12 protein-coding genes are annotated in these 12,547 nt (G+C 54.5%); 6 read left to right on the plus strand and 6 right to left on the minus strand.

Annotated elements, in window-relative coordinates; genetic code table 11:
* Positions 1 to 190 precede the first annotated feature (190 nt).
* Complete coding sequence (rep, locus tag ACI77D_RS08520; protein ID WP_017737724.1) at positions 191 to 2,200, plus strand: DNA helicase Rep; 2,010 nt, start codon at positions 191 to 193, stop codon at positions 2,198 to 2,200.
* 58 nt (positions 2,201 to 2,258) lie between these two features.
* Positions 2,259 to 2,831, plus strand: a complete 573-nt coding sequence (locus ACI77D_RS08525; RefSeq protein WP_053258645.1) for a xanthine phosphoribosyltransferase — start codon at positions 2,259 to 2,261, stop codon at positions 2,829 to 2,831.
* Positions 2,832 to 2,965: 134 nt separating this feature from the next.
* Here the strand turns inward: ACI77D_RS08525 and ACI77D_RS08530 are convergent, their stop codons facing one another.
* On the minus strand, positions 2,966 to 4,888 hold the full coding sequence (locus ACI77D_RS08530) for an acetyl-CoA hydrolase/transferase C-terminal domain-containing protein (RefSeq protein ID WP_262666552.1): 1,923 nt from the start codon (positions 4,886 to 4,888) through the stop codon (positions 2,966 to 2,968).
* A 327-nt stretch (positions 4,889 to 5,215) separates the two neighbouring features.
* Here ACI77D_RS08530 and ACI77D_RS08535 point away from each other — a divergent pair, with 327 nt between their 5' ends.
* Genes ACI77D_RS08535 through ACI77D_RS08550 form a run of 4 tightly spaced genes read left to right on the plus strand, consistent with a single transcriptional unit; the run spans position 5,216 to position 8,413 of the window.
* Positions 5,216 to 6,550 (plus strand): saccharopine dehydrogenase C-terminal domain-containing protein, encoded by a 1,335-nt coding sequence (locus ACI77D_RS08535; protein ID WP_407016385.1) that lies wholly within the window; start codon positions 5,216 to 5,218, stop codon positions 6,548 to 6,550.
* 42 nt (positions 6,551 to 6,592) lie between these two features.
* The gene (locus ACI77D_RS08540; protein WP_259763320.1) at positions 6,593 to 7,369 is read left to right on the plus strand and encodes a ferritin-like domain-containing protein; all 777 of its coding nucleotides are present in this window, start codon (positions 6,593 to 6,595) and stop codon (positions 7,367 to 7,369) included.
* A complete protein-coding gene (locus ACI77D_RS08545) occupies positions 7,347 to 8,060 on the plus strand; it encodes a hypothetical protein (RefSeq protein ID WP_262666557.1) in 714 nt (237 codons plus the stop codon). The genes ACI77D_RS08540 and ACI77D_RS08545 overlap by 23 nt, the downstream gene beginning before the upstream one ends.
* A complete protein-coding gene (locus ACI77D_RS08550) occupies positions 8,057 to 8,413 on the plus strand; it encodes a hypothetical protein (protein ID WP_407016386.1) in 357 nt (118 codons plus the stop codon). The genes ACI77D_RS08545 and ACI77D_RS08550 overlap by 4 nt, the downstream gene beginning before the upstream one ends.
* A 74-nt stretch (positions 8,414 to 8,487) precedes the next feature.
* Here the strand turns inward: ACI77D_RS08550 and ACI77D_RS08555 are convergent, their stop codons facing one another.
* The 5 genes from ACI77D_RS08555 to dadA all read right to left on the minus strand — a co-directional run bounded on the left by ACI77D_RS08555 (position 8,488) and on the right by dadA (position 12,531).
* Complete coding sequence (locus ACI77D_RS08555) at positions 8,488 to 8,904, minus strand: cytochrome c5 family protein (RefSeq protein ID WP_064454708.1); 417 nt, start codon at positions 8,902 to 8,904, stop codon at positions 8,488 to 8,490.
* Positions 8,905 to 9,085: 181 nt separating this feature from the next.
* Positions 9,086 to 9,634 (minus strand): cupin domain-containing protein, encoded by a 549-nt coding sequence (locus tag ACI77D_RS08560; protein WP_003176893.1) that lies wholly within the window; start codon positions 9,632 to 9,634, stop codon positions 9,086 to 9,088.
* Positions 9,635 to 9,750: 116 nt separating this feature from the next.
* Positions 9,751 to 10,824 (minus strand): alanine racemase, encoded by a 1,074-nt coding sequence (gene alr / locus ACI77D_RS08565; RefSeq protein ID WP_262666559.1) that lies wholly within the window; start codon positions 10,822 to 10,824, stop codon positions 9,751 to 9,753.
* Positions 10,825 to 10,904: 80 nt separating this feature from the next.
* Complete coding sequence (locus ACI77D_RS08570) at positions 10,905 to 11,258, minus strand: RidA family protein (RefSeq protein ID WP_064454710.1); 354 nt, start codon at positions 11,256 to 11,258, stop codon at positions 10,905 to 10,907.
* Positions 11,230 to 12,531, minus strand: a complete 1,302-nt coding sequence (gene dadA, locus ACI77D_RS08575; protein WP_064454711.1) for a D-amino acid dehydrogenase — start codon at positions 12,529 to 12,531, stop codon at positions 11,230 to 11,232. Before dadA ends, ACI77D_RS08570 begins: the two co-directional genes overlap by 29 nt.
* Between the last annotated feature and the right edge of the window lie 16 nt (positions 12,532 to 12,547).

Raw genomic sequence — 12,547 nt, forward strand, 5'->3', positions numbered from 1 at the left:
GGTTATCAAATGCGCTGGCTGTAAGGTTTAGCCGCAACCTTAGCCGTAAAAGCCTCCACATCCTGCGGCAAAGTATCAAAACCGGCAAATTTAGATCGAGTGGTACGTCACACTGTCGTTCTGTCAGAGCAGAATCCTGCGAGCCTGTTAAAATGCCCGCCCTTTTGAACAACGACTCCCTGAATTCTGTATGTCCCGACTCAATCCCCGGCAGCAAGAAGCCGTGAACTACGTCGGCGGCCCTCTATTGGTGCTCGCCGGTGCCGGTTCCGGCAAGACCAGCGTGATCACCCGCAAGATCGCGCACCTGATCCAGAACTGCGGCATCCGTGCCCAGTACATCGTCGCCATGACCTTTACCAACAAGGCGGCGCGCGAAATGAAGGAGCGTGTCGGCACGCTGCTCAAGGGCGGCGAAGGCCGCGGCCTCACGGTGTGTACCTTCCACAACCTGGGGCTGAACATCATCCGCAAGGAGCATGCGCGGCTTGGCTACAAGCCAGGTTTCTCGATCTTCGACGAAACCGATGTGAAGTCGCTGATGACCGACATCATGCAAAAGGAATATGCAGGCGACGACGGCGTGGATGAGATCAAGAACATGATCGGCGCCTGGAAAAACGACCTGATCCTGCCGCCCCAGGCCCTGGAAAACGCGCGCAACCCCAAGGAACAGACCGCCGCCATCGTCTACACCCACTACCAGCGCACGCTCAAGGCGTTCAACGCGGTGGACTTTGACGACCTGATCCTGCTGCCGGTAAAGCTGTTCGAGGAACACGCCGACATCCTCGAAAAATGGCAGAACAAAGTTCGCTACCTGCTGGTGGACGAATACCAGGACACCAACGCCAGCCAGTACCTGCTGGTGAAAATGCTGATCGGCAAGCGCAACCAATTCACCGTGGTAGGCGACGATGACCAGTCGATTTACGCCTGGCGCGGCGCGCGGCCGGAAAACCTGATGTTGCTCAAGGACGACTACCCGTCCCTGAAAGTGGTGATGCTGGAGCAGAACTATCGCTCCACCAGCCGCATCCTGCGTTGCGCCAACGTACTCATCTCCAACAACCCCCACGAGTTTGAAAAGCAACTGTGGAGCGAGATGGGCCATGGCGACGAGATTCGCGTGATCCGTTGCCGCAACGAAGACGCCGAAGCCGAGCGCGTAGCGGTCGAATTGCTGACACTGCACCTGCGTACCGATCGGCCCTACAGCGACTTTGCGATCCTGTATCGCGGCAACTACCAGGCCAAGCTGATCGAGCTGAAGCTGCAGCATCACCAGATTCCCTATCGGCTTTCTGGTGGCAACAGCTTTTTCGGACGCCAGGAAGTAAAAGACCTGATGGCCTACTTCCGCTTGATCGTGAACCCGGATGACGACAACGCCTTCCTGCGGGTGATCAACGTGCCGCGCCGTGAAATCGGCTCCACCACCCTGGAAAAGCTCGGCAACTACGCCACCGAACGCAAGATCTCGATGTACGCCGCCACCGACGAAATCGGCCTGGGCGAGCACCTGGATACGCGCTTCACCGATCGCCTGTCACGCTTCAAGCGCTTCATGGACAAGGTGCGCGAACAGTGCGCCGGCGAAGACCCGATCAGTGCCTTGCGCAGCATGGTCATGGACATCGACTATGAAAATTGGCTGCGCACCAACAGTTCCAGCGACAAGGCTGCGGATTACCGCATGGGCAACGTCTGGTTCCTGATCGAAGCGCTGAAGAACACCCTGGAAAAAGACGAAGACGGCGAGATGACCGTCGAAGACGCCATCGGCAAACTGGTGTTGCGCGACATGCTCGAACGCCAGCAAGAAGAGGAAGACGGTGCCGAAGGCGTGCAGATGATGACCTTGCATGCGTCCAAGGGCCTGGAATTCCCCTACGTGTTCATCATGGGCATGGAAGAGGAAATCCTCCCGCACCGCTCCAGTATCGAAGCCGACACTATCGAAGAAGAACGGCGCCTGGCCTACGTGGGCATTACCCGCGCGCGTCAGACCCTGGCCTTCACGTTTGCCGCCAAGCGCAAGCAGTACGGCGAAATCATCGATTGTGCCCCCAGCCGGTTCCTTGACGAGCTACCGCCGGATGACCTGGCCTGGGAAGGCAATGACGACACCCCGACCGAGGTGAAGGCCGTTCGCGGCAACACCGCCTTGGCGGATATACGCGCGATGTTAAAGCGCTAAAATCGACTACTTTTTAATCTACTTTCGGCGCACACCGCGCCATTAGAGGAAGCTTTCCGTGGAAGCACTGCACAAGAAAATTCGCGAAGAAGGCATCGTGCTTTCCGATCAGGTACTCAAGGTCGACGCCTTTCTGAACCACCAGATCGACCCGGCGCTGATGAAGCTCATCGGCGACGAATTCGCCGCGCGCTTCAAGGATTCGGGCATCACCAAGATTGTCACCATCGAAGCCTCGGGCATCGCACCGGCGATCATGACTGGCCTGAACCTCGGTGTGCCGGTGATTTTCGCCCGCAAGCAGCAATCCCTGACCCTGACGGAAAACCTGCTGTCGGCGACCGTGTACTCCTTCACCAAGAAGGTGGAAAGCACTGTCGCGATCTCCCCGCGCCACCTGACCAGCAGCGACCGCGTGCTGGTCATCGATGATTTCCTGGCCAATGGCAAGGCATCCCAGGCGCTGATTTCCATCATCAAGCAAGCGGGCGCAACCGTTGCGGGCTTGGGGATTGTGATCGAGAAGTCGTTCCAGGGTGGCCGTGCGGAACTGGATGCGCAGGGTTATCGAGTTGAGTCGCTGGCGCGTGTGAAGTCGCTGGCGGGTGGCGTTGTGACCTTTATCGAATAATCGCTGCCTGAACGCGGTTAAACATATGGGAGCGGGCTTGCTCGCGAATGCGGTGTGACAGTCAATGTATAAGTCGACTGATACACCGCTTTCGCGAGCAAGCCCGCTCCCACATTGGGTTTTGCGTTGGGCTGTCAGTGCGCGGTGGCCTGTAGGCCGGCGAGCAATAAACGCTGATAGAGGTCCTCTTTCAGCCCTACCGGCTTATCCAACTGCATCCGCTCCAGATGCTTGGGAAATGCCTCCGGCTCCGGTGCATCCAGCGCCGCTTTGCCCAACTCCAGAATCTCCGTCAGCTTGAATTTGCTCTTGAGCCAGTTCAACGCCCGCAACAGATCCTTTTCCTCATCCGTGAAGTCAGTGCCCAGCGGGTACTCCGGAAACAACCGGCGATGCCGTGCCTGAATGCCCTTGAGGCGCTCCGGTGTATTGTCGGCAAAGCGCGGGTCCAGCTGGAAGTCCTTGGGTAACTTGCCGGCCTTCTGCGCCTGTTCGATCAAGTCATCCTGAAAGCGCGAGTCGGTGATATTCAGCAGCGCCTCGATCACTTTGGCATCCGTCTGCCCACGCAAATCGGCAATCCCGTACTCGGTGATGACGATATCGCGCAGGTGTCGAGGAATGGTGCAGTGGCCGTACTCCCAAACAATGTTGGAACTGACCTCCCCCGCCGACTCGCGCCAGCTGCGCAGGATCAATATCGAACGTGCACCTTCCAACGCATGGCCCTGGGCAACAAAGTTGTACTGTCCGCCGACGCCGCTGAGTACACGGCCGTCCTCCAACTGGTCCGCTACACCTGCCCCAAGCAACGTCACCATGATTGCGCTGTTAATAAACCGCGCATCCAGGCGCTGCAGGCGCTTGAGTTCTTCCTGGCCGTAGAGCTCGTTGATGTAACTGATACGGGTCATGTTGAATTCGAGGCGCTTGGCGTGAGTCATTTCCTGCAAGCGCTGGTAAAAACTGCGCGGCCCGAGGAAGAAGCCGCCATGGATCGAAATGCCGTCAGGTTGGGCTGCGTCATCCAGGGTGCCGGCGTTGGCTTGCTGCTGCGTCGCCACATCCGGGTAGACCTTGCGTCGGATAATGCCGGCATCGGCCAGTACCAGCAGGCCGTTGACGAACATTTCGCTGCAGCCATAAAGGCCACGGGCAAAGGGCGCGACGCCGCCTTCGTGGCTGATCAAGGGCGCCCACTGGTACACATCGAGGTCGGTCAGCAGCAGCCGATAGGCTTCGTTATCGGCTTGGCGCGCCAGCAAGGCGGCGGTCAGCGCATCACCCATGGAGCCGATACCGATCTGCAAGGTGCCGCCATCGCGCACCAGAGTGCTGGCGTGCAGGCCGATAAAATGGTCCTGGAAGCCCACAGGCATATTCGGAGTGGAGAACAGCGTAGTGCTGTCCTTTTCGTCGATCAGGTAGTCGAATTCGCCCATGCCCCATTCGGCGTCGCCCGGCATGTAGGGTAAGTCGCTATGCACTTGGCCAACGATCAGAATGGTTTCCCCTGCCTCGCGGCGCTTCTCGATCATGGGCAACAGGTCGAGCGTGATATCGGGGTTGCAGCTCAAACTCAGGCGATCCGGATGCTCGGTGCTGCTGGCCACCAGCTGCGCCACCAGATTCAGGCCGGCAGCGTTGATATCTCGTGCCGCGTGGCTGTAATTGCTGCTGACATAATCCTGCTGCGCCGATGCACTGTGGAGCAGGCTGCCGGGCTGCATGAAGAACTGCTGCACGCGGATATTGGCCGGCAAGCTGTCCTTGTGCAGGTCGGCGAGGAAATCCAGCTCGGGGTAATCGCCGAACACCCGCTCGATAAAAGGCTCGAGAAAGCGTTTTTGCAAGCCATCGCCCATCGTTGGTCGACCCAGGGCCAGCGCGGTGTAGATGGTCAGCGCCCGCTCCGGCAACTTGGCGACGCGCCGGTACAGCGCATTGACGAACAGATTCGGCTTGCCCAGGCCCAAGGGCATGCCCATGTGGATATGCGCCGGCAAACGCGCCAGTACGTCGTCAACTGCTTGCTCGATTGAACACAACTGCACCATCCGACCCTCCTGACATTCCATGATTAGGGGTTGGACCGAGCTTGCCGGGTCTTTGCTGCAATGAACAGCAATCAATTTGATAAGCCCATCCCTGTGCGCATGAAGAAACTGCCAAATAAAAGCCTAATTAAAACAGAAACATATCATAAAGGTTTAACCCGAGATCACGACCAAAGAAAAGCCTTACGACTCATTGAATAAAAGCCCTACGTTCATTTAGGACAAGATCAAAACACAAATTATATCCACGCACTAATATCGATTTCAGTATGAAACCATCTTCAAAAGGCTATACACCTAACGAATACAAATACCCAAGGAAGCGCAATGAAAAACATTAACCATATAATAATTATCGGTTTCGGAAGCGTCGCACAAGGCCTGCTCCCACTATTATCAAGGCATTACAATGGAGTGAACGTGACAATTTTTGAGAAACACCTAAACGAGAGCCTTATCGAAATTACCACCGAATTTTCAGCCACCCTGGAAGAAAAAGTCATAACCGCTGAAAACTTCAAACCTATACTCTCACCGTACTTAAACGGAAATACTTTTTTAGTGAACCTCGCAGTATCTGTCTCAAGCCTGGAGCTTTTAGAGCTGGCTCAAAAGTATGACTCACTTTATCTAGACACCTGTATAGAGCCGTGGGCCTACAAAGACGAAAAATACCAGACGCTAACCACAAACTATCAGCTTCGCGAGGTAATGAAAACGTATCAACAGAAAACGACTGGCCCAACCGCTGTTGTCGCCCATGGCGCAAATCCTGGCTTCATCTCAATTTTATTAAAGAAAGCTTTAGTAGAAATGGCCGCAGCAAACAACATAGTAGCAGAACCGAAAAACCAGATTGAATGGGCAGCGCTTGCCAACATCCTTGAAATACAAGTTATACAAATCTCCGAGCATGACTCGCAAGTCAGTGCATCAGCCCGCGCCCCCCTAAACTTCGTCTCCACATGGTCTGTGGACGGTCTTATTACCGAATGCCTGCAAGCAGCAGAATTGGGCTGGGGCACACACGAAACAGAAATTCCTTACGGCGCAAGAAAAAATGGATATGCACTAGAAATGCTAGAGCAAGGGTGTAACGTTAGAGTTAAAAGCTGGTCACCTAACTATTTGGAATTTTCTGCCTATTTACTAACCCACAACGAAGCACTGTCAATTGCTGAATATTTGACTTTAGGCGACCCCGAGAATCCTACCTACCGCCCAACTGTTTACTATGCGTATGAACCTTGTGATCAGACACTCGATTCAATGCAACTTTTGGGTCAGAGTGAGCAATCAGAAAAAATCAAAAAAACGATTTTGAAAGACGAAATTATTTCGGGAATAGATGAGCTTGGCGTTTTCCTAATCAGCAAAAAGTTCCGCGCCTTCTGGTTAGGGTCAAATCTATCAATTGGTAAAGCCAGGAAAATGGCCAACTACAACAGTGCGACAAGCTTACAAGTTGCCTCCAGCATAATTGGCGGCATGAAATGGGCAGAATACTTTCCAAACGCTGGCGTCATAGAATCCGAAAACTTGGATTGGCGTTACGTATACGATATCACTGTTAACTATTGGGAACCCATCGTCAGTCAACAGACAGACTGGAAACCATCGGATGTCGACCACACGCTGTCTTTCAGTAACTTTTTAGTATGAAGCCGTCTACCTGAAAAATAACTTTACCAAAAGGCCGCTATCATGAATAACATGCAGAGCACCTCTAATACGCCGAAAAAATCAAGCAATGCGTCTTCAATTCTCAAGGATTTTTGCTTTCCTCCGGTAACGCTTAGCAAGGCAGAGAAGGCTACCTGGAAAGAAATTTTCTTCGACTCAATAATTACCGAATACGATGCAAGGAGGCTTTATTGGCATATCGCTGATCAGAATCCAGCTTGCATCTCTGAATCGGCAAATATCTTAAAGCCTTGGCTTAGAGATGAAATCGATCACGCGTATGGCTTCTCTCTGATTTATTCAGCCTATACAGGAATTCCGCTTGACGTTGTAGCAATGGAAGTTGAAACAAGACAATCCGACTTCAACAGCCTAACCCCCTTTATGCAGGACCCACTTAAACTTCTCATCTTGCTTGCGTATGACGAGATAATCACGACGCACGTCTATCAGCGCAGCATAAAAAATTACGACACCTTTAGTTCCTCGCAATTGTCAGTCTGGATCAGAAAAATCAAAAGAGATGAAGCTAAGCATTTTTTCTTTTTCATAGAACAAGCTAAACAGCTATTCCCGAACAGGCTGCAAGAAGCCCCGTCCATACTTAAAGAGCTTTTCACATTAGATTTTGAAAAAACAGAATATACAGGAACCTTCGTGTTAGACCACAACACGCTTGATTATCCAATCACTAAAAAAGAAATACAAGAATCAATAATCCCAACCATCATCAAAAAATTGAGCCATGACACTCACACATCAAACGGAGCAAAAAATGAAACCTCCCTTCCTCAATAAGCGTCATTGGAGCTCTAGAGCGCTATTCAAAGAAATCGCCAATAGCGATTGGGTCAATCCAGGTATTGACCCAGAATACGAGGATTTCTTTTTGGCCGACTTAGTCTCTGAGTACGACGCGATAAACCTGTACCACTACCTTTATCCGAGACGCTCTGAGTTTTCCCCCTACTTCGTGCAATATTTAGACTTATGGTTTTTAGATGAAAAAAATCATGCCGACGGCTTTATAGAACTGAATCGTTTGATATTTAATACAGACGAAGAAACCCTCTTGGACAATTTAAAATCAAGAAACAGCGACTTTAAACCCTTTGAAGAAATTTTATCAAACGAATTAAGCTTACTTACTGTGTTTGCGTACGATGAATACATTTCAGTTAAAACATACAAGAAAGATACGTTCTATAATCAGTTTGGGCACTCGGGCTTCGACACATGGATTGGTAACTTAATCGCCGATGAAGCAACCCATTTCGCAAACGCTATAAAATTATTAAGAAACAACCACTCATCTTGTCTAGAGCTGATTGAAAAAACCTTAAACCGTATTATTCAACTTGAAAGTACCCCTTACAGAAATACCTTCTTGCTCGATCATGACGGGCCACACTTTCTTCTAGGCAACAGTGATTATGCGGACGCTGCCGCGAGTGAAATACTAGACATCCTAACTAGAGATAAAAAATGAAAAACAGTCACTATTTAATAGCCTCCATGGTGCTCATGGTGTTTGGCGAAATCCTAACTATCTATAGTGAAGTGTATGCCTCAAAACTTTCTGGACGAGTTATAGAAAACCCTGAACTTTTTTTAAAACCTATTTTACTCATATGCATTGCCGGCATAAGCCTGATATTCGCTTATTGGTTAGGTTACCAAGGCACAGGGAATATATGGATCGTGACAGTGGCGTCACTCACACTGCTGCTTATATTAGAACCCATCGTCATTTATGCGATGCTAAAGGAACTACCGGGGCGCGGGGCACTCATCGGATTCATTCTTGGAGCCGTAGGGCTACTGGCGACACTGGTACTTTAAAATATGCGACAGCGCTCTTGTTATCCAAAGGTTAGCCCACTTTGCGGGCTAACCTTTTGTAAATGCTTAACTTTTTACTTCAATCCAGACATCTTCTCGATTGCACCTTTAAGCTCGTCATCCGAGCAATCGGCGCATGTGCCTTTTGGCGGCATGGCGTTCAAACCGGTGATCGCCTTGGCCAGCAGGCCGTCGAGGCCGCCCTGGTGGTCGGCGCGGTCTTTCCAGGCTGCGGTGTCACCGATTTTCGGCGCGCCCAGCAACCCGGTGCCATGGCACGCATTGCAATGCTTGGCGATCACGTCGTCCGGCGTTTTCGCACCGCCACCGCCGCCCACTGCCACCGCCACTTCCATCCCTTTGCATTCCTGGCCCTGAACACAGACTTGGCCGACAGGCTCCAGGCGCTTGGCAATTTCATCATTGGTCGCAGCTTGAGCGCTGACAGCCCATAGGGCCAGTACGGTTGCTGGTGCAGCCAGCATTTTCATAATTAGGTTCACGCGTTCACCCTCAATGGTGGCTATTCACGCCTGCGGCCACGGTTTCGCAGGCGGCGAAAGTATAACGGTTAGCCCGCCCGGCTGAAACAACCCTATTAAATAAAGGGAGATTCAGCTTCGCGGATACAGCTACGGGTGTCTCTGCAACGCTGGCAGGACGCCTCTTCTGTCAGAAGTTCGCGGGTGTGGCTGCGCTGATTAGTCGCGCCGGCACATCGAACGGGTTGCGAAAACGATGAGGCTTGGTGCTTTCAAAGTAGTAGCTATCGCCAGCTTCGAGCACAAAAGTTTCAAGACCGACCACCAATTCCAGGCGGCCTTCCACCAGAATCCCGGTTTCCTCACCTTCGTGGGTGAGCATTTCTTCGCCTGTATCGGCACCCGGGGGGTAGATTTCGTTGAGAAACGCAATCGCTCGGCTCGGGTGCGCACGGCCGACGAGTTTCATGGTGACGGCGCCGTCAGAGATGTCGATCAGCTCATTGGCTTTATAGACGATCTGGGTCGGTATTTCCTGGAGGATCTCCTCGGAAAAGAACTCGACCATGGACATGGGGATGCCGCCCAGCACCTTGCGCAAGGAGCTGATCGAAGGGCTGACACTGTTTTTTTCGATCATCGAAATGGTGCTGTTGGTGACACCCGCGCGCTTGGCGAGCTCGCGCTGGGAAAGACCCTTCAGTTTACGGATGGATTGCAGTCGTTCGCCGACGTCCAATGCAGGAGCCTCCTAGGATTCAGGCTTTGTTGTAATTGAGCGTTATCATGGCGACAGCGTTCAGTATTTACAACACTTGGGCCTAAATCCCGGCCAGCTCTACTCGTAGGCGGCGTTCAAGCCCCGGAATAGAGCCTTGGCACGCGGCGCAGGTTGCAGAAGATCTGGTAGGGGATGGTCTCGGCGGCGGCCGCAACGTCGCTGGCGAGGATATTCTTACCCCACAGCTCTACGGTGGAGCCGAGGCCGGCCTGAGGCACGTCGGTAAGGTCGACACACAGCATGTCCATGGACACGCGGCCCAGCAATTGGCTGCGTTGCCCCGCCACCAGCACCGGCGTGCCGGTCGGCGCGTGACGCGGGTAGCCATCGGCATAACCCATGGCAACCACGCCAATGCGCATCGGCTTCGACGTGATGAACTTGGCGCCGTAGCCCACCGGTTCGCCAGCCGGCAGTTCGCGCACGCAGATGACTTTCGATTCCAGGGTCATTACCGGCTGCAAGCGCGCGGCGATGGCCTGCTCTTCACCAAACGGCGTGGCGCCGTAGAGCATGATGCCCGGGCGTACCCAGTCGCTGGCCACGTTCGCCCACCCCATCACCGACGGCGAATTGCGCAGACTGACTTCGGCCGACAGGCCTTGGCGTGCCGCTTCAAACACCTCCACCTGTTCATCGCTGCGTACACAATCGAGTTCATCGGCACGGGCGAAATGGCTCATCAGTACGATTTTCGCCACTTTGCCGCTGGCCAGCAGGCGTTGGTAGGCCTCGTGATAATCCTTGGGATGCAGGCCAACACGGTGCATGCCCGAATCCAGCTTGAGCCAGATGGTCAGCGGCTTGCTCAACCGGGCTTGCTCGATCGCTTCCAACTGCCACAGCGAATGCACCACGCACCAAAAATCGTGCTCGATGATCAACGGCAGCTCGTCAGCCTCGAAAAAACCTTCCAGCAGCAATACCGGCGCACGAATGCCAGCGGCACGCAGCTCCAGCCCTTCCTCGATACACGCCACAGCGAAACCGTCGGCCTCGGCCTCCAGCGCCTGGGCCACGCGCACGGCACCATGGCCATAGGCATCGGCCTTGACCACGGCGAGGGCTTTGGCCCCCGTGACTTCACGGGCCAGTTGATAGTTATGGCGCAGGGCTTGGAGGTCAATCAGGGCACGGGCAGGACGCATGGCGGCAGGCTTCTAGGCGGCAGAGTGAAGAAAAAACCGGCACCGACCAACAGCGTCGGTGCCGGGAGAGGGATGTTGGTTTAAGGCAGCGCAGCGACGACAGACAGCTCTACCAAAATTTCCGGTTCACACAGCTTGGCTTCAACCGTGGCACGGGCTGGGGCGACGCCTTTGGGCAGCCATTTGTCCCACACCGCGTTCATGCCGGCGAAGTCGGCGTCGATGTCTTTCAGGTAAATCGTCACCGACAGCAGCTTGGTTTTGTCGGTGCCGGCCAAGTCCAGCAACCGCTCGATATTGGCCAGGGTTTCACGGGTCTGCTGTTCAATCCCGGCACTCATGTCGTCGCCGACTTGCCCTGCCAGATACACGGTACCGCTGTGAACAACGATGTGGCTCATGCGCTCATTGGTGAGCTGGCGCTGGATGGACATGTTTTGCGGACTCCTGATGGTTGCCGTAACGGGAAATATCGAGGCCTTCGGCGCTGATCTGCGGCGTTTTCTTTGCCATCAGATCGGCCAGCAAACGACCAGAGCCACAGGCCATGGTCCAGCCGAGGGTGCCGTGGCCGGTATTCAGGAACAGGTTCTTGAACGGGGTAGCACCGACAATCGGCGTGCCGTCGGGTGTGGTCGGGCGCAGGCCGGTCCAGAAAGTGGCTTCGGTCAAATCACCGCCCTGAGGATAAAGGTCGTTGACGATCATCTCCAGGGTTTCGCGTCGACGTGGGTTCAGCGACAGGTCAAAACCGGCTATCTCAGCCATGCCGCCGACGCGGATGCGGTTGTCGAAACGGGTGATCGCGACCTTGTAGGTCTCGTCGAGAATGGTCGACGTCGGCGCCATCGCCGGGTTGGTGATCGGCACGGTCAGCGAGTAACCCTTGAGCGGGTACACCGGTGCCTTGATCCCCAGCGGCTTGAGTAACTTCGGCGAATAACTGCCGAGGGCCAGTACGTAGCGGTCGGCGGTTTCAAGCTTGCCGTCGATCCACACGCCGTTGACGCGGTCACCCGCGTAGTCGAGGCGCTGGATGTCCTGTTCAAAGCGAAACTCCACGCCCAACTGCTTGCACATGTCCACCAGGCGCGTGGTGAACATCTGGCAGTCGCCAGTCTGGTCGTTCGGCAGGCGCAGGGCACCGGCGAGGATGTCGGTGACGCTGGCCAGGGCCGGCTCAACGCGGGCGATACCGGCGCGGTCAAGCAGTTCGAACGGCACACCGGACTCTTTCAATACGGCGATGTCCTTGGCCGCACCATCGAGTTGGGCCTGGGTGCGGAACAGCTGGGTCGTACCGAGGCTGCGGCCTTCATAGGCGATGCCGGTCTCGGCGCGCAGCTCGTCGAGGCAGTCGCGGCTGTACTCGGACAGGCGAACCATGCGCTCCTTGTTCACGGCATAGCGGCTGGTGGTGCAGTTGCGCAGCATCTGCGCCATCCACAGGTATTGATCGATATCGGCAGTGGCTTTGATCGCCAACGGTGCGTGGCGTTGCAGCAGCCATTTGATCGCCTTGAGCGGCACGCCCGGTGCGGCCCATGGCGAGGCATAACCCGGGGATACCTGGCCGGCGTTGGCGAAACTGGTTTCCATGGCAGCGGCGGGCTGACGGTCGACCACAACGACTTCGAAGCCGGCCCGCGCCAAATAGTACGCACTGGTCACACCAATGACGCCGCTACCCAAGACCAGAACGCGCATTTTTATATCCTCATCA

Source organism: Pseudomonas sp. O39 (genome assembly GCF_045447295.1).
Taxonomy (GTDB): Bacteria; Pseudomonadota; Gammaproteobacteria; order Pseudomonadales; family Pseudomonadaceae; genus Aquipseudomonas; species Aquipseudomonas antarctica_A.